Origin of the sequence: Pseudomonas sp. JV414 (assembly GCF_032424305.1) — a bacterium.
GTDB lineage: Bacteria > Pseudomonadota > Gammaproteobacteria > Pseudomonadales > Pseudomonadaceae > Aquipseudomonas > Aquipseudomonas lini.
Map to the genome: position 1 here is coordinate 62,457 of NZ_VYKC01000022.1, position 17,760 is coordinate 80,216.

General features: G+C 60.0%; 17 protein-coding genes. 8 read left to right on the top strand and 9 right to left on the bottom strand.

The genetic code is table 11. The annotated features are described in order from the left end of the window. Window positions 1-3 precede the first annotated feature (3 nt). From F6R97_RS24235 to F6R97_RS24265, 7 genes are all read left to right on the top strand, one after another. Window positions 4-2,007, top strand: a complete 2,004-nt coding sequence (locus F6R97_RS24235) for a heme lyase CcmF/NrfE family subunit (protein WP_315867211.1) — start codon at window positions 4-6, stop codon at window positions 2,005-2,007. Beyond that, window positions 2,004-2,540: a DsbE family thiol:disulfide interchange protein gene (locus tag F6R97_RS24240; protein WP_038979635.1), complete on the top strand. Its 537-nt coding sequence runs from the start codon at window positions 2,004-2,006 to the stop codon at window positions 2,538-2,540. The genes F6R97_RS24235 and F6R97_RS24240 overlap by 4 nt, the downstream gene beginning before the upstream one ends. Then, window positions 2,537-3,010 (top strand): cytochrome c-type biogenesis protein, encoded by a 474-nt coding sequence (locus F6R97_RS24245; RefSeq protein ID WP_038979637.1) that lies wholly within the window; start codon window positions 2,537-2,539, stop codon window positions 3,008-3,010. The genes F6R97_RS24240 and F6R97_RS24245 overlap by 4 nt, the downstream gene beginning before the upstream one ends. After that, the gene (ccmI, locus tag F6R97_RS24250) at window positions 3,003-4,205 is read left to right on the top strand and encodes a c-type cytochrome biogenesis protein CcmI (RefSeq protein ID WP_038979639.1); all 1,203 of its coding nucleotides are present in this window, start codon (window positions 3,003-3,005) and stop codon (window positions 4,203-4,205) included. Before F6R97_RS24245 ends, ccmI begins: the two co-directional genes overlap by 8 nt. Window positions 4,206-4,219: 14 nt before the next feature. Beyond that, window positions 4,220-4,624 carry a hypothetical protein gene (locus F6R97_RS24255; RefSeq protein WP_038979641.1) on the top strand — a complete coding sequence of 135 codons (405 nt, stop codon included), beginning with the start codon at window positions 4,220-4,222 and terminating at the stop codon, window positions 4,622-4,624. 292 nt (window positions 4,625-4,916) lie between these two features. Beyond that, window positions 4,917-5,129, top strand: a complete 213-nt coding sequence (locus F6R97_RS24260; protein ID WP_315867212.1) for a type II toxin-antitoxin system HicA family toxin — start codon at window positions 4,917-4,919, stop codon at window positions 5,127-5,129. After that, window positions 5,129-5,533, top strand: coding sequence for a type II toxin-antitoxin system HicB family antitoxin (locus F6R97_RS24265; protein ID WP_048394326.1), 405 nt, complete (start codon window positions 5,129-5,131; stop codon window positions 5,531-5,533). The genes F6R97_RS24260 and F6R97_RS24265 overlap by 1 nt, the downstream gene beginning before the upstream one ends. Before the next feature lie 98 nt (window positions 5,534-5,631). Here F6R97_RS24265 and F6R97_RS24270 read toward each other — a convergent pair whose 3' ends face one another. From F6R97_RS24270 to gcl, 9 genes are all read right to left on the bottom strand, one after another. Beyond that, window positions 5,632-6,837 (bottom strand): MFS transporter, encoded by a 1,206-nt coding sequence (locus tag F6R97_RS24270; RefSeq protein ID WP_038979646.1) that lies wholly within the window; start codon window positions 6,835-6,837, stop codon window positions 5,632-5,634. A gap of 428 nt (window positions 6,838-7,265) precedes the next feature. Beyond that, window positions 7,266-8,264, bottom strand: a complete 999-nt coding sequence (locus tag F6R97_RS24275) for a sulfate ABC transporter substrate-binding protein (RefSeq protein WP_038979648.1) — start codon at window positions 8,262-8,264, stop codon at window positions 7,266-7,268. 106 nt (window positions 8,265-8,370) lie between these two features. Next, the gene (locus tag F6R97_RS24280) at window positions 8,371-9,195 is read right to left on the bottom strand and encodes an ion transporter (RefSeq protein ID WP_038979650.1); all 825 of its coding nucleotides are present in this window, start codon (window positions 9,193-9,195) and stop codon (window positions 8,371-8,373) included. A 21-nt stretch (window positions 9,196-9,216) separates the two neighbouring features. Then, window positions 9,217-10,131, bottom strand: a complete 915-nt coding sequence (locus F6R97_RS24285) for an urea transporter (protein ID WP_038979652.1) — start codon at window positions 10,129-10,131, stop codon at window positions 9,217-9,219. Window positions 10,132-10,399: 268 nt separating this feature from the next. Beyond that, window positions 10,400-11,815: a pyruvate kinase gene (pyk, locus tag F6R97_RS24290; protein WP_048394330.1), complete on the bottom strand. Its 1,416-nt coding sequence runs from the start codon at window positions 11,813-11,815 to the stop codon at window positions 10,400-10,402. Then, window positions 11,805-13,085: a glycerate kinase gene (locus tag F6R97_RS24295; protein ID WP_315867213.1), complete on the bottom strand. Its 1,281-nt coding sequence runs from the start codon at window positions 13,083-13,085 to the stop codon at window positions 11,805-11,807. The genes pyk and F6R97_RS24295 overlap by 11 nt, the downstream gene beginning before the upstream one ends. 174 nt (window positions 13,086-13,259) lie before the next feature. Next, window positions 13,260-14,150, bottom strand: coding sequence for a 2-hydroxy-3-oxopropionate reductase (locus F6R97_RS24300; RefSeq protein ID WP_048394334.1), 891 nt, complete (start codon window positions 14,148-14,150; stop codon window positions 13,260-13,262). Window positions 14,151-14,301: 151 nt separating this feature from the next. Further along, a complete protein-coding gene (gene hyi, locus F6R97_RS24305) occupies window positions 14,302-15,084 on the bottom strand; it encodes a hydroxypyruvate isomerase (protein WP_008014978.1) in 783 nt (260 codons plus the stop codon). 133 nt (window positions 15,085-15,217) lie between these two features. Then, the gene (gene gcl, locus F6R97_RS24310) at window positions 15,218-16,993 is read right to left on the bottom strand and encodes a glyoxylate carboligase (RefSeq protein WP_038979660.1); all 1,776 of its coding nucleotides are present in this window, start codon (window positions 16,991-16,993) and stop codon (window positions 15,218-15,220) included. Between the two features lie 266 nt (window positions 16,994-17,259). Between gcl and F6R97_RS24315 the strand changes: the two genes are divergently transcribed. Further along, entirely contained in the window at window positions 17,260-17,700 is a 441-nt protein-coding gene (locus tag F6R97_RS24315; protein ID WP_315867214.1) for a heme-binding protein, read from the top strand. Window positions 17,701-17,760: the final 60 nt, after the last annotated feature.

Below are 17,760 nucleotides of genomic sequence, written 5' to 3' on the forward strand. Positions count from 1 at the left end.
TCGATGACGTCCGGAATCTTTATCCCTGTGCTTTTTATACCAGAGCTGGGCCACCTGGCCATGATCCTCGCGCTGTGTTTCGCGCTGGTGCAGGCCGTGGTGCCATTGCTCGGTGCCTGGCGGGGCGATCGTTTGTGGATGAGCCTGGCCCAGCCGGCCGCGTGGGGGCAGTTCGCGTTTCTGCTGTTCGCGTTCGGTTGCCTGACTTACGCGTTCATGGCGGACGACTTCTCCGTCGCTTACGTGGCCAGCAACTCCAACAGCGCCTTGCCGTGGTACTACAAATTCAGCGCCGTCTGGGGCGCGCATGAAGGTTCGTTGCTGCTGTGGGCGCTGATCCTCGGCGGTTGGACCTTCGCGGTGTCGGTGTTCTCCCGGCAATTGCCGCAAGTGATGCTGGCTCGCGTATTGGCAGTGATGGGCATGATCAGCACCGGCTTCCTGCTGTTCCTGATCCTGACGTCCAATCCGTTCGCCCGAATCCTGCCGCAGATGCCGACGGATGGGCGCGACCTCAACCCACTGCTGCAAGACATCGGCCTGATCGTTCACCCGCCGATGCTGTACATGGGCTATGTCGGTTTCTCCGTGGCCTTCGCTTTTGCTATCGCCGCACTGCTGGGCGGTCGTCTTGATGCGGCGTGGGCGCGTTGGTCGCGTCCGTGGACCATCGTCGCCTGGGCCTTCCTCGGTATCGGTATTACGTTGGGCTCCTGGTGGGCCTATTACGAACTCGGCTGGGGCGGTTGGTGGTTCTGGGATCCGGTCGAAAACGCATCCTTCATGCCTTGGCTGGTGGGCACGGCACTGATTCACTCGTTGGCGGTCACGGAAAAACGCGGCGTGTTCAAGAGCTGGACGGTGTTGTTGGCTATCGCCGCGTTCTCGTTGAGTTTGCTCGGGACCTTCCTCGTGCGTTCCGGTGTGCTGACTTCAGTTCACGCCTTTGCGTCGGATCCTGAACGCGGCGTGTTCATCCTGATCTTCCTGCTGTTTGTGGTCGGTGGTTCGCTGACGCTGTTCGCTCTGCGCGCTCCGGTGGTCAAGAGCCACGTCGGCTTCAACCTCTGGTCCCGGGAAACCCTGCTGCTGGGCAATAACCTGGTGCTGGTGGTGGCCGCTTCGATGATCCTGCTCGGCACCTTGTATCCATTGATCCTCGACGCGATGACCGGCGCCAAGCTGTCGGTGGGCCCACCGTACTTCAACGCGCTGTTCATTCCGTTGATGGCGTTGCTGATGGTGGTGATGGCGGTCGGCATGCTGGTGCGCTGGAAAGACACCCCGGTCAAATGGCTCGTAAGCATGTTGACCCCGGTGCTGCTTGGCAGCGCTGCGCTGGCCGTGGTGGCCGGCGTCGCTTACGGCGATTTCAACTGGGCGGTGCTGGCGACCTTCATGCTGGCTGCCTGGGTATTGCTGGCCGGTGTGCGGGATATCTTCGACAAGACCCGTCACAAAGGCCTGATCAAAGGTCTGCCAACCCTGACCCGCAGCTATTGGGGCATGCAAGTCGCGCATTTGGGCATTGCCGTGTGCGCGCTGGGTGTCGTGTTGTCGAGCCAGAACAGTGCCGAGCGTGATCTGCGCCTGGCGCCGGGTGAGTCCATGAGCCTGGCCGGTTATCAATTTGTGTTCGAAGGCGCCAAACACTTCGAAGGGCCGAACTTCACGTCCGACAAGGGCACCATCCGGGTGATCCGCGATGGCAAGGAAATCAGCGTGCTGCACCCGGAAAAACGCCTGTACACCGTGCAGAACTCGGTGATGACCGAAGCCGGGATCGACGCCGGTTTCACCCGTGATCTTTACGTCGCACTGGGCGAACCGCTGGGCGAGGGCGCCTGGGCGGTCCGCGTGCACGTCAAACCGTTCGTGCGCTGGATCTGGTTTGGTGGGTTGCTCACCGGTCTCGGCGGGTTGCTGGCGGCGCTGGATCGCCGTTATCGGGTCAAGGTGAAAAGCCGCGTGCGTGAAGCGCTCGGCATGACGGGAGCCACCGCATGAGACGTTGGTTGATGCTGTTGCCACTGGCGATTTTTCTGGTGGTCGCTGTTTTTCTGTATCGGGGTCTGTACCTGAACCCGGCCGAGCTGCCTTCGGCAATGATCAACAAACCGTTCCCGGAGTTTTCGTTGCCGTCGGTGCAGGGTGACAAAACCCTGACCAAAGCGGACCTTCTGGGTAAACCGGCATTGGTCAACGTCTGGGGCACCTGGTGCATTTCCTGCCGGGTCGAGCACCCGGTGCTGAACAAACTGGCCGGGCAGGGCGTGGTGATCTACGGCGTCAACTACAAGGACGTCAACGCCGATGCCTTGAAGTGGCTGGCCGAGTTCCACAACCCGTATCAACTGGACATCCGTGACGATGCCGGCACCCTGGGCCTGAACCTCGGCGTATACGGCGCTCCGGAAACCTTCTTCATCGACGCCAAGGGTATCATCCGCGACAAATTCGTCGGCGTGATTGACGAACAAGTCTGGCGTGAAAAACTGGCGGCCAAGTATCAGGCGCTGGTCGATGAGGCCAAACCATGAAGCGCTGGATTGCCGCCGCCGTGCTGGGGTTGAGCATGGCTGGTGTGGCCCACGCGGCCATCGACACCTATGAGTTCGCCAAAGAAGGCGACCGTGAGCGTTTTCGTGAGCTGACCAAAGAGCTGCGTTGCCCCAAGTGCCAGAATCAGGACATCGCCGATTCCAACGCACCGATCGCCGCCGACCTGCGCAAAGAGATTTTCCGCATGCTCGGCGAGGGCAAGGACAACCAGCAAATCATCGATTTCATGGTCGACCGCTACGGTGATTTCGTCCGCTACAAACCTGCTCTCAACGCCAAAACCGCACTGCTCTGGTTCGGCCCCGCCGGCCTGCTGCTGGGCGGTTTTGTGGTCATCGCCGTGATCGTCCGCCGTCGTCGCGTGCAACGCACTGACAGCCCGGACACGCTTTCTGCCGAGGAGCGCGAGCGCCTCGACCACCTGTTGGATAAAACCAAGAATGATTGATTTCTGGCTCGCTGCAGGCCTGCTGCTCCTGGTTGCCCTGAGTTTTCTGCTGATCCCCGTTCTGCGTGGTCGCCGCGCTCAGCTTGAGGAGGACCGCACGGCATTGAACGTTGCGCTTTATCAGGAGCGCGTGGCTGAGTTGCAGACTCAGCAGGAAGAGGGCGTGCTCAACGCCGAACAAATGGACACCGGCCGCGCCGAAGCCGCCCGTGAACTGCTCGCCGACACCGAAGGCGTCGAGGCGCCGCAAGTGTCGCGTCTGGGCAAGCCATTGCCATTGCTGGCGGCGATTCTGGTGCCAGTGCTGGGCCTTGGGCTGTACCTGCATTTCGGCGCCAGCGATAAAGTCGAGCTGACCCGCGAATTCGCCCAGGCTCCGCAGTCGATGGAAGAGATGACCCGTCGCCTGGAACGTGCGGTTGCCGCCCAACCGGATTCGGCCGAAGGCCTGTACTTCCTCGGCCGCACCTACATGGCTCAGGACCGTCCGGGCGACGCGGCGAAGATCTTCGAACGCACCGTGGCCCTGGCTGGTCGTCAGCCGGAACTGCTCGGGCAATGGGCCCAGGCGCAATATTTCGCCGACGGCAAGAAGTGGTCGGATAAGGTCCAGGCCCTGACCGACGAAGCGCTGAAAGCTGACCCGAAAGAAGTCACCAGCCTCGGTCTGCTGGGCATCGCGGCCTTTGAAAGTGAGCGTTACCAGGACGCCATCGACTACTGGAATCGCCTGCTGGCGCAACTGCCGTCGGATGATAAATCCCGCATCGCGCTGCAAGGCGGCATTACTCGGGCCGCCGAGAAGCTCGAAGCCAGCGGTGGCAAGGTTGCCCAGGCGCCTGCGGCCAAAGCTGCAGCACTGCTCAAAGTGCATGTCGATCTGGCGCCAGAGCTCAAAGCCAAGGTCCAGCCGGGTGACAGCGTGTTTATCTTCGCCCGCGCCATCTCCGGCCCGCCCGCACCGCTGGCCGCCAAGCGTCTGACCGTCGCCGACTTGCCGGCAACCGTCGAACTGGGTGATGCCGATGCGATGATGCCGCAGTTGAAACTGTCGAACTTCCCTGAAGTCCAACTGGTTGCGCGCATCTCCCGCGCCGGCCAACCGACTGCCGGCGAATGGATCGGTCGCAGCCAACCCTTGGCCACCAGCACCACTGCGCAACAAAAACTGATCATCGACAGCCCGGATAAATAACAGGAAGCACCACCATGACCGCCATCGCTCGTATCACTCTCCTCAGTATGGTTTTGGGGTTAAGCGCCTGTGCGGTCCAGCAGCCCGAGCCCACACGGCTGCCGCCAATCCCGCCTTCGCAACCGAGTACCAAGCCGGCTCCGCCGACGGTACCGAGCAAACCGAGTACCCCGGTCAAACCCTCCAAGCCGATGCCACGCACCTCCGCCAGCTTTGCCCCGCCACCGGGGGGCAATAGCCATTGGGACGCGAAACTCGGCGTTTACGTCCTCGATGATCAGACCAACACCTTCTACCGCCAACGCACCTACTACCGCTGGAACAACGGCTGGAGCCGCTCGATCAGCCCCAACGGGCCGTGGGAAGAGACGAATATCCATGGCGTGCCGAGTGGGTTGGGCAGGCAATTCGGGCAGTGAATGGAAACGGCGATCTGAGGATCGCCGTTTTGCTTTTTGGGGGCTGAAAAGATCGCAGGCTTCGCCAGCTCCTACAGGATCGCGTACGACGATGAACGGCGGGTGTACGCGGTTAATGTAGGAGCTGGCGAAGCCTGCGATCTTTTGATCTTGATTGAGCGATTCAACTGCAGTGCCAGGAATTCAAATCAACACCCTGTAAAACAACCGAGCGTCGTGATCCGGATTTTTGTGCTTGAGTAAAAGTAACTCTAGGGTTATTTTTGTTTGGGCCGGAGCAAGGAGGCTGGTGGTGCAGAGCAGGTTATTGATCAAGGAACTGATAGAGGCGGGCTGGGCACTGGACCGGGTCACCGGCAGTCATCACATCTTCACTCACCGTTACAACCCTTACACGATACCCGTCCCTCATCCGAAGAAGGATTTGCCGGTCGGGACGGTTAAAAGCATCAGGAGGCGAGCCGGGCTTTATTACCCGGAAGTCAGTTTGGCAGGAGATCCATAATGCAATACCCAATCTGTATCGAGTGGGGCGACGAGAACACCGCCATCGGTATTCAGATCCCCGATATTCCGGGTGCCGTTACGGCCGGGGATACGTTTGAAGATGCTTACAACGCGGCGGTCGAAATTGCCCACATCATGCTGCAGGAGATCATGGCAGACGGGGAGTCAATTCCGATGCCGACCTCAGCGGCGGCGCACCGCGAGAATCCGGAATTTGCCGAGATGGGTTGGGGGATGCTGGAACTCGACATCTCGCCGTATCTGGGCAAGACCGAGAAGGTCAACGTGACGCTGCCTGGCTACGTGATCCAGCGCATTGACCGTTATGTGCGAGAGCACAATGTCAAAAGCCGCTCCTCCTTTCTCGCGGATGCAGCAATGGAGAAACTGGTTCGGCCCTGAGTGGTATCAGTCGAATCGCCTTCGCGGGCAAGCCTCGCTCCTACAGGTCTTACACCAACCCTGCAGGAGCGAGGCTTGCCCGCGAAGCTTTTAGGTCTTTAAGCCGTCGCCAACGAATGCCTCTGCGAAGCACTCAAAAACCGCAACAACGCCAACAACGGAAACGCACTACCCACAATCACGACCCACAACCAGCCGCCATGCTCATACACCGCGCTGGCCACCGAAGAACCAAACGCACCGCCGATAAAAATGCTCGTCATGTACAGCGCATTCAGACGGCCGCGGCTTTTAGCGTCGAGGGTATAGACCGCTCGTTGGCCGAGGACCATGGTCATTTGCACGCAGAAATCCAGCACGATCCCCGTCACCGCCAGGCCGATAACGCTGTAGGCCGGGTGGATGAAGGCGGGCAGGAAGCTCAGGCTGGCGAATAGCAGGGCCAGCAGCGAGGCGATGCGGGTATGGCCGGCATCGGCCAGTCGACCGGCGATGGGTGCAGCAATCGCGCCGATGGCGCCGACCAGGGCGAAGATCGCGATCTGGGTTTGCGACAAGCCATGATTACGCGACAGTTCCAGCGGTACTGCAGTCCAGAACAGGCTGAAGGTGGCGAACATGCAGGCTTGATAAAACGCCCGTTGACGCAACACCGGCTGCTGACGCAACAGCGTCCAGAGCGAACCCAACAACTGGCCATAAGAAGCGTTGTGATCAGGTTGGCGCTTGGGGATGGTCAGGGCCAGAACGATGCTGATCGCCGCCATCAATACTGCGGCGATGACGAACATCGCGCGCCAGCCGAAGTGGTCGGCTACTACGCTGGACACCGGTCGAGCCAGCAGAATCCCCAGCAGCAAACCACCCATGATGCCGCCGACCACGCGGCCACGCGATTCTTCCGGCGCCAGGTGGGCGGCCAGTGGAATCAGGATCTGCACCGATACCGAGCTGAACCCCACCAGCAACGAGATCAGCAGAAATACGTTCGGCTGATCGGTGAACGCCGCCCCGAGCAAACTGGCAATCGCCACCACGGTGGTGATGATCATCAAGCGGCGGTTTTCCAGCAGATCACCCAATGGCACCAGGAAGAACAGACCCAGCGCATAACCAATCTGCGTCAGCGAAACGATCAGGCTGGCCATGGTGTCGGTCAGGCCGATGTCCGGCGCGATCAGGCCGATGATCGGCTGGGCGTAGTAAATGTTGGCCACGATGGCGCCGCAGCAGAAGGCGAAGAGCAGCACCATGCCTCGGGTCATTGTCGCGGCACCGAGGGGCACCTGAGTCACTGGGTTCATAACGTGTCTCGCTGAACAAGAAAGGAATGCAGGGAAGGCTAATCGGCGGGCTAGAGCGGCGGAAGAGGGAATAGAGTGATAGTAATCATGCTTCTGAGGCATGATTGAGAGAGGCCGTTCATTTGAACCTTTGCACCGGCGGTCCCGATCGTTGCGCCCGATGATACATACACTTACATCTTGTTCGATAGCGTGCTTATGTTTTCTCTCGCCAAGGAGGAGGGTGTCACACCGACGATGTAATGGCATCACGCAACCCCTGTAGGAGCTGCCGAAGGCTGCGATCTTTTGATCCTGATCCTTTTCGAAGCACTGAAGATCAAGATCAAAAGATCGCAGCCTGCGGCAGCTCCTACGCTAGATCGCAGTCCAGCGCTCACAAAAAAAGGCGACCTTCGCAGGTCGCCTTTTTCATTGCAGCTCAGGAATTACTGACCGCTGTAAATCTGATCAAAAACCCCACCATCATTGAAGTGAGTCTTCTGCACCGTGCGCCAGTCACCAAAGGTCTTCTCCACCGAGAGGAAATCAACCTTCGGGAAGCGATCGGTGTACTTGGCCAATATCGCCGGATCGCGTGGACGCAGGTAGTTGGCAGCTGCAATTTCCTGACCTTGCGGCGACCACAGGTACTTCAAATATTCCTCAGCGGCAGCGCGAGTGCCTTTCTTCTCGACCACTTTGTCGACCACGGACACTGGCGGTTCAGCTTCAGCGGAAACGCTTGGGTAGATCACTTCAAACTGATCACGACCAAACTCACGCGCAATCATTTCCGCTTCGTTTTCGAAGGTCACCAGCACGTCGCCGATCTGGTTCGTCATGAACGTGGTGGTCGCTGCACGGCCGCCGGTATCCAGCACCGGTGCTTGTTTGAACAGTTTGCCGACGAAGGCTTTTGCCGTGCTTTCGTCACCGCCATTTTTCAGCACATAGCCCCAGGCCGAGAGGTAGGTGTAGCGGCCGTTGCCCGAGGTTTTCGGGTTGGGGACGATCACTTGCACGCCGTCCTTGAGCAGGTCAGGCCAGTCTTTCAGGGCTTTCGGGTTGCCTTTGCGCACGATGAACACGGTGGCCGAGGTGAACGGCGCGCTGTTGTTTGGCAGGCGCGTGACCCAGTTGTCCGGAACCAGTTTGCCGTTGTCCGCGAGGGCGTTGATGTCGGTGGCCATGTTCATGGTAATGACATCAGCCGGCAGGCCATCAATTACCGAACGCGCCTGTTTGCTGGAACCACCGAAGGACATCTGCAGCGTGATGTTTTCGTTGTGCTCGGCTTGCCAGTGTTTCTGGAAGGCAGCGTTGTAGTCCTTGTAGAAATCTCGCATCACGTCGTAGGAAACGTTAAGCAGGGTCGGTGCAGCCTGAGCCACGCTACCCAAGGCCAGGCCAGCGGCCAGAAGTGAGGCGCCAAAGAGTTTTTTCACTGCGCATTCCTTGTTTGATCAAACATGTTCTATGGAGAGTGTTGGCAATTTGCCAGCGACTATAGCCGGGCTCGCATAGTCCTTTAAAGATTAAAAAGCACTTTGCTTATTCCAGTTTTTTGAACAGGGCATTGCCGCAACGGGAGCAAAATGCTGCGCCGTGTTCATGACTGTTTTTCTTGCAGGTCGGGCAATCGTGTTGCAGTTGTTCACCGCGCATGGCATTGGCCAGTTCCGCGGTAAAAATCCCCGTCGGGACGGCGATGATCGAGTAACCGGTGATCATCACCAGCGACGAAATCACCTGACCCAACGGCGTCTTGGGCACGATGTCGCCAAAGCCCACGGTGGTCAGCGTGACGATAGCCCAATAGATGCCTTTGGGGATGCTGGTGAAGCCGTGTTCCGGGCCTTCGATCACGTACATCAGAGTGCCGAACACCGTCACCAGGGTGCTGACGCTGAGCAGAAACACCACGATTTTCTGCTTGCTGCCGCGCAGCGCCGTCATCAAATAGTTGGCTTGCTTCAGATACGGGCTGAGCTTGAGCACGCGGAAAATCCGCAGCATCCGAATGATCCGGATAATCAGCAGGTACTGCGCATCGCTGTAATACAGCGCGAGAATACCGGGCACGATCGCCAGTAAATCCACCAGCCCATAGAAGCTGAATGCGTAGCGCAACGGCTTGGGCGAGCAGTACAGGCGCAGGCCGTACTCGATGGCGAAAACGACGGTGAAGCCCCATTCAATGTACGCCAGTATGTCGGCGTAGTTCTGGTGAACGCTGTCGATACTGTCCAGAATCACGATCACCAGGCTGGCGAGGATGATCAACAGCAGAATGCTGTCGAAGCGGCGACCGGCCGGGGTATCGGATTGGAAGATGATGACGTAAAGGTCTTCACGCCAGTTTTTATTGCTGTCCATGGAAAACGCCTGAACCAAGAATCAGCGCAGCCTAGGGTGATTCTCCCCGGTAGTGCAAGGCGCGCTGTCTATGGCGGCCTGACGCAGCACCCGAATGCCTGCGCGAATCAGCCAGCAGGCGAGGATGAAAGGCGCGGTCAACGTGGCCAGGCCGAGTGCGGCGAACCCCGGTGTGAGCAACACCGCCAGCAGGATTGCCAACAATGGCAGCCAAGGCTGGCGACGATTCTGGCTGAAGGCGAGGGCGGCGAGCACGGCGTTGTAACCGCTCAAACCCTGCAGGGCGGTTAATGTTTCGTGCTGCAGTAGGGCGAGTCCGAGGCCGGCAACGGAGCCGAGCAGCGCCCAGAGGAAGGCGCGACGGTCAGCGATCAGCAAACCCGTGGCAATCAGAGCACCGGCCAGCGGATGACCGAGAAATAGCACCTGACCGAGTCCCTTCAATGACGCGGCGAGCAGGTTGAGTGTGGTCATTTCGATCAGCGGGGCGGGTTGCTGGGGTGCGGCAAACGACAGCAACAACCAACTCATCCCGACGAAGGGCGCGGTATAGGCGGGAAGGCAATGATGATCGCGCGAATGCTTGAGCCATTGCTGAGTGAGCATCGCGCTCAGGCCCCCAGCGGCAATGATCAGCGGTGGCAACAGCGCTGACCATGGGAAATAAAGGCTCAGCAGCAGGCCGAGCAGAATACCGTTGTAGCTGAACAGCCCGGCCTGACGATCAGCCTTGGTGTACCCACGACGTTGCGCGGTGAGCAACCCGGCGACCCCTCCCAGCAACGCACCGCCGAGCAAGGCCGGCGCGCTGAACAGAATCGCCAACAGACACAGCAAACCGCACAGCGGATGGCGCTGGAGAAAAATCTGGCTGAAGCCGTTGAGCAGGGCAGTGGCCCAGTCGGGGCAGTGGGTGTTGAAGTGGTTGGCGGGCATGATGAGGTCTGTGTGTCAGAGGAACCGTGTAATCGTTCTTCGCGGGCAAGCCTCGCTCCTACAGGAATGCGCTGTCCCTGTAGGAGCGAGGCTTGCCCGCGAAGAGGCCGGTACAGACGCTAAATCATGTGGCGAGGGGGCTTGCCCCCGTTGGGCTGCGGAGCGGCCCCAAATCAGCGAATGCGGTTTTTTATCGAAACCGTCATACCGAATCTACGACTGCTACGCAGCCGAACGGGGGCAAGCCTCCTCGCCACAAAAGCTGTCTTTAAATCAATGTCTCAATGCGCAACGAATTGGTCGACCCCGGCTGCCCAAATGGCACACCCGCCGTGATCAACAACGTATCCCCCCGCTGAGCCATCCCCTGTGCCTGGGCAATCTCCAACGCCGTCGAGCACACTTCATCCACCTGGCGCAGCCGATCGTTGACCACCGAATGCACGCCCCACGCCACCGTCAAACGCCGCGCTGTTTGCAAATTCGGCGTCAGGTTGAGGATCGGCACCGTCGGCCGTTCCCGCGCCGCCCGCAGACTCGACGTGCCAGACTCGCTGTAGTTCACCAGCACCGCCACCGGCAGCACATTGCTGATACGGCGAATCGCGCAGCTGATCGCGTCCGACACCGTGGCCTCGGCTTTCGGTCGGCTTACGTCCAGTTGGGCCTGATAGTCCGGGCCGTTTTCCACCTGACGGATGATCTTGCTCATCATCTGCACGGCTTCCAGCGGGTATTCGCCGGACGCGGTTTCCGCCGACAACATCACCGCATCCGCACCTTCGGCCACCGCGTTGGCGACGTCAGTGACTTCGGCGCGGGTCGGGGCGGGGGAGAAGCGCATCGACTCCAGCATCTGCGTCGCCACCACCACCGGTTTGCCGAGTTGGCGGCAGGTACTGATGATGTTTTTCTGAATCTGCGGCACGCTTTCGGCCGGAACTTCCACGCCCAGGTCACCGCGAGCGACCATGATCGCATCGCTCAATTCGGCGATTTCCCGCAGTTGAGTCACGGCCGATGGCTTCTCGATCTTCGCCATCAAATACGCCTTGTCGCCGATCAGTGCGCGAGCTTCGCGAATGTCTTCCGGGCGTTGCACGAACGACAGCGCAACCCAATCCACCCCCAGCTCCAGACCGAAGCTCAAGTCGCGACGATCCTTGGCAGTCAACGGGCTCAGATCCAGCACCGCTTGCGGCACGTTGACGCCTTTGCGATCCGACAGCTCGCCGCCATTGAGCACCGTGGTGTCGATGGCGTCGGCGTATTTGGTCACCACTCGCAGGCGCAGCTTGCCGTCGTCCAGCAGCAGGTCCATGCCGGGCTCCAGCGCTGCGATGATTTCCGGGTGAGGCAGGTTGACCCGGCGCTCATCGCCCGGCGTCGGGTCCAGGTCCAGACGCAAGGCCTGACCGCGATACAGCTGCACTTTGCCTTGGGCGAATTTGCCGACCCGCAATTTCGGGCCTTGCAGGTCCATCAGAATTCCCAGCGGGTAATTCAGCTGGCGCTCGACTTCACGAATCCACTGATAACGCTGGGCGTGGTCGGCGTGATCGCCGTGGCTGAAGTTCAGGCGAAAGATATTGACCCCGGCCTGCACCAGCTCACGGATGTCGTCGATTCCGTTGGTGGCCGGACCAAGGGTGGCGAGGATTTTGACCTTCTTATTAGGCGTCATGTTTAGGGCTCTCGAGAATCAGAATGGCGCGGAAGTCGTTGACGTTGGTGCGGGTCGGCTCGGTGACGATCAGCGCATCCAGCGCGGCGAAATAGCCGTAGCCATTGTTGTTGTCCAACTCATCGCTGGCGCTCAGGCCGAGGGCGGCGGCGCGGGCGTAACTGCCGGGGGTCATGATGGCGCCGGCGTTGTCTTCGGAGCCGTCGATCCCGTCGGTGTCACCGGCCAGCGCATAGACGCCGGGCAGGCCTTTGAGGCTGTCGGTGAGGCTCAGCAGGAATTCGGCGTTGCGCCCGCCACGGCCATTGCCGCGCACGGTGACGGTGGTTTCGCCGCCGGACAGAATCACGCACGGCGCTGCCAGCGGCTGGCCGTGCTGGACGATCTGCCGCGCAATACCGGCGTGGACCTTCGCCACGTCCCGGGATTCGCCTTCCAGATCGCCGAGAATCAACGGGCTGAAACCGGCCTGACGGGCTTTCACCGCTGCCGCTTCCAGCGATTGCTGTGGGCGGGCGATCAACTGGAAATGACTGTGGGCCAGGCTCGGATCGCCGGGTTTGACCGTTTCCGATTCCGGGCTTTGCAGCCAGTTGCGCACCGAGGCCGGGATTTCGATGCCATAACGTTTGAGGATCGCCAGCGCTTCGGCCGAGGTGCTCGGGTCGGCCACGGTGGGGCCGGACGCGATGACCGTGGCGAGGTCGCCCGGTACATCGGAAATCGCATAGGTATAAACCGTGGCCGGCCAGCAGGCTTTGCCCAGACGACCGCCCTTGATCGCCGAGAGGTGCTTGCGCACGCAATTCATCTCGCCGATGGTCGCGCCGGATTTGAGCAGGGCTTTGTTGATTGATTGCTTGTCGGCCAGGGTGATGCCGGCGGCAGGCAAGGCGAGCAGGGCAGAGCCACCGCCAGACAGCAGGAAGATCACGCGGTCGTCTTCGCTCAGGTCGCTGACCAGTTCCAGCACCCGTTTCGCGACAGCCAGACCGGCAGCATCCGGTACCGGGTGAGCGGCTTCGACCACTTCGATTTTTTCGCATGGGGCGCCGTGGCCGTAACGGGTCACCACCAGGCCGGACACTTCGCCCTGCCAGCAGCGCTCGACCACCTGGGCCATGGCGGCTGCGGCTTTACCGGCGCCGATGACGATCACCCGACCGCTGCGATCTTTGGGCAAATGGGCTTCGAGAACTTGCTGCGGATGGGCCGCGTCGATGGCTGTGGCAAACAGCTCGCGCAGCAGTTGTTGCGGATCGACCGACATGGCGGGCTCCCGGAATTCTTGTTATTGGGATAAAGCGAAAGCAGGTGTTGCGACGCGGTCCTGTGGGAGCTGGCTTGCCTGCGATTCAGGCGACGCGGTCTTTCAGGTAGACCGAGTCGATGCCATCGCAGGCAAGCCAGCTCCCACAGGAACCGAGCCAGTTTCAGATCGGTGTTATTTATCGCGAATCGAGAAGTTCGCCATGTGTTCCAGGCCTTTGATCAGCGCCGAGTGGTCCCAGTTGCTGCCACCGATAGCCGCGCAGGTGCTGAACACTTGCTGGGTATTGGCGGTGTTCGGCAGGTTGATGCCCAGTTCGCGAGCGCCGGCCAGGGCCAGATTCAGATCCTTCTGGTGCAGGCTGATGCGGAAACCCGGATCGAAGGTGCCCTTGATCATGCGTTCGCCGTGAACCTCAAGGATCTTCGATGATGCGAAACCGCCCATCAGCGCTTCACGCACCTTGGCTGGATCGGCACCGTTTTTCGAGGCGAACAGCAGCGCTTCGGCCACAGCCTGGATGTTCAGGGCGACGATGATTTGGTTCGCCACTTTCGCGGTTTGACCGTCGCCGTTGCCACCGACCAGGGTGATGTTCTTGCCCATGGCCTGGAACAGCGGCAGGGCGCGTTCGAACGCATCGGCATCGCCACCGACCATGATGCTCAAGGTCGCAGCCTTGGCACCGACTTCACCGCCGGAAACCGGCGCGTCGAGGTATTGAGCGCCTTTCTCGTTGATCTTGGCAGCGAAGGCTTTGGTGGCGGTCGGCGAGATCGAGCTCATGTCGATCACGATTTTGCCCTTGCTCACGCCCGCTGCAACGCCGTCGGCGCGGAACAGCACGTCATCGACCTGCGGGGTATCCGGGACCATGACGATGATGAATTCGGCTTCCTGGGCCACTTCTTTCGGGTTTGCCAGGGCGATGGCGCCAGCGGCGACCAGATCGGCAGGGGCTGGGTCGTGGTGCGCCGACAGGAACAGGCTGTGACCGGCTTTCTGCAGGTTCAACGCCATTGGGTGGCCCATGATGCCGGTGCCGATAAATCCGATTTTAGCCATGAGAAAATCCTCTTGTTTTTGTAGCTGCTTCAAGCAAATAGGGCAGCGCTTTTGGTGGGAGCGGGCTTGCTCGCGAAGAGGTCATAACATTCAACATCTATGTGACTGTTACACCGCTTTCGCGAGCAAGCCCGCTCCCACAGGTTTTGCGTCAAATCGCGTTATGGGTTTTCAACCAGCCAAGACCCGCTTCGGTTGTGGTCAGCGGCTTGTATTCACAGCCAACCCAACCTTGATAACCGATGCGGTCCAGGTGTTCGAACAGGAAGCGGTAATTGATTTCACCGGTGCCCGGTTCGTTGCGCCCTGGGTTGTCGGCCAACTGGATGTGGTTGATCTCGCCCAAGTGCGCAGCCATGGTCCGGGCCAGGTCGCCCTCCATGATTTGCATGTGATAGATGTCGTATTGCAGGAACAGGTTGGCGCTGCCGACCTGCTCGCGAATCGACAGGGCTTGCGCCGTGTTGTTCAGGTAGAAGCCTGGGATGTCGCGGGTGTTGATCGCTTCCATCACCAGTTTGATGCCCACCGCTTGCAGCTTGTCGGCCGCGTACTTGAGGTTGGCGACAAAGGTCTTTTCCACGGTGGCATCGTCGACACCTTGTGGACGAATACCGGCCAGGCAGTTGATCTGGGTATTGCCCAGCACTTTCGCGTAAGCGATGGCCAGATCGACACCGGCGCGGAATTCTTCGACCCGATCCGGCAAGCACGCAATACCGCGCTCGCCCTTGGCCCAGTCACCGGCCGGCAGGTTGAACAGCACTTGGGTCAAGCCATTGGCATCGAGCTTGGCCTTGATTTCGGCGGAGCTGAAGTCGTAGGGAAACAGGTATTCGACACCACTGAAGCCGGCCTTGGCGGCAGCGTCGAAACGGGCAAGAAAATCCTGCTCGGTGAACAGCATGGACAGGTTGGCTGCGAAACGCGGCATGGTGGTCTCCCGTAAATTTGTGCAGTCCCCTGTGGGAGCGGGCTTGCTCGCGAAAGCGGTGTGTCAGGCGACATCAATGTTGGTTGTGCCGCCGCCTTCGCGAGCAAGCCCGCTCCCACATGGGGAACGATCATCAATCGAGCAACGAAATCGCCGTTGGCGCATCGTTGCCCACCAGCGCCAGGTCTTCGAATTCGTTGACGGCGTTGATCTCGGTGCCCATGGAAATGTTGGTCACGCGCTCCAGAATGATCTCGACGATCACCGGTACCTTGAACTCCTCGATCAGTTCCTGAGCCTTGCGCAGGGCAGGCTGGATCTGATCCGGTTCGAATACCCGCAGCGCCTTGCAACCCAGGCCTTCGGCGACAGCGACGTGGTCGACACCGTAACCGTTGAGTTCCGGAGCGTTGAGGTTGTCGAAGGACAGCTGTACGCAGTAGTCCATTTCGAAACCGCGCTGGGCCTGACGGATCAGCCCCAGGTACGAGTTGTTCACGACAACGTGGATGTACGGCAGCTTGAACTGCGCGCCCACCGCCAGTTCTTCGATCATGAACTGGAAGTCGTAGTCGCCCGAGAGCGCCACTACCTTGCGGGTCGGATCAGCCTTGACCACGCCGAGTGCTGCCGGAATGGTCCAGCCCAGCGGGCCAGCCTGACCGCAGTTGATCCAGTGACGCGGTTTGTAGACGTGCAGGAACTGTGCGCCGGCAATCTGCGACAGACCGATAGTGCTGACGTAGCAGGTGTCTTTACCGAACACCTGGTTCATCTCTTCGTAAACACGTTGCGGTTTGACCGGTACGTTGTCGAAGTGAGTCTTGCGCTGCAGGCTGGCTTTGCGTTGCTGGCAGTCTTGCAGCCAGGCGCTGCGGTTTTTCAGCTTGCCGGCGGCTTGCCACTCGCGAGCGACTTCGATGAACACGGTCAACGCGGCAGCGGCGTCGGACACGATGCCCAGGTCCGGGGTGAACACGCGGCCGATCTGAGTCGGCTCAATGTCGACGTGAATGAACTTGCGGCCTTCGGTGTAAACGTCGACCGAACCGGTGTGACGGTTAGCCCAACGGTTACCGACGCCCAGCACCACGTCCGACTTCAACATCGTGGCGTTGCCGTAACGGTGCGAGGTTTGCAGACCGACCATGCCAACCATCAGCGGGTGATCGTCCGGGATGGTGCCCCAGCCCATCAGGGTCGGGATCACTGGAATGCCGGTCAGCTCAGCAAACTCCACCAGCAACTCGCTGGCGTCGGCATTGATGATGCCGCCACCGGCCACCAACAGTGGGCGCTCCGCCTGATCAAGCATGGCCAGGGCCTTCTCGATTTGCACGCGGTTAGCGGTCGGCTTGGCCAGCGGCAGCGGCTCATAGGCGTCGATGTCGAATTCGATTTCAGCCATCTGCACGTCGAACGGCAGGTCAATCAGCACTGGGCCTGGGCGGCCGGAGCGCATTTCATAGAAGGCTTTCTGGAACGCGTAAGGCACTTGGCCTGGTTCCATAACGGTGGTCGACCACTTGGTGACCGGCTTGACTATGCTGGTGATATCGACGGCCTGGAAGTCTTCCTTGTGCATCCGGGCTCGCGGTGCCTGGCCGGTGATGCACAGGATCGGGATCGAGTCGGCCGAGGCGCTGTAGAGCCCGGTGACCATGTCGGTGCCGGCCGGGCCGGAGGTGCCGATGCACACGCCGATGTTGCCGGCCTTGGTGCGGGTGTAGCCCTCGGCCATGTGCGAGGCGCCTTCAACGTGGCGAGCGAGGACGTGATCGATGCCACCGACTTTCTGCAAGGCGGAGTACAGCGGGTTGATCGCGGCGCCCGGGATGCCAAAAGCGGTATCAACCCCTTCACGGCGCATCACCAGAACGGCGGCTTCGATTGCTCTCATTTTGCTCATGGTTTTGGTGCCTCTTACGTTTTGTAATTGTATACAAGTGGCTTTGCGCAGAGTGTATTCACGGCGGACGGCGCAGGTCAATCCATTTTCTCAAGCAGCTGTTTCATTCGTCGGAAGCCCGAAAGACTGTGGCTTTTCGTCGCATGTGGCGCTTTTCGATAATTATTGTATACAAAAAATAGTTCATTGTGTTCTATTTGTTGCATCGGATTGCGCAACAGAAAGCAATCCAACGGCTTTCCCAATAACAAAATGAGGACGGCACCATGAGCGCTTTAACCTTGAACGTTGCAGTCAACCTGGCCAATCAGGCCATCTCCGCGGGCCGTGCAATCTCTGCCGCGCCCTTGACCGTTGCCGTGCTGGACGCCGGCGGGCACTTGATAACGCTGCAACGCGAAGACGGCGCGAGCCTGTTGCGCCCGCAGATCGCCATCGGCAAAGCCTGGGGCGCGATCGCCCTGGGCAAGGGCTCACGCCTGCTGGCCCAAGACGCCCAACAACGCCCGGCCTTCTTCGCCGCGCTGAATAGCCTGGGGCAGGGCAGCGTCGTCCCGGTACCGGGCGGTGTTTTGATTCGGGATCAGGATGGGAGTGTGTTGGGAGCGGTGGGCATCAGCGGTGATTTGTCTGATGTTGATGAGCAATGTGCGATCAGGGCGATCGAGACGCAGGGGTTGAGGGCGGATGCGGGGGTGGCTGGTTGATTTTCAGCGTCTGATCGAATGTCATCGCGGGCAAGCCCGCTCCCACAGGTTCCTGCTGGT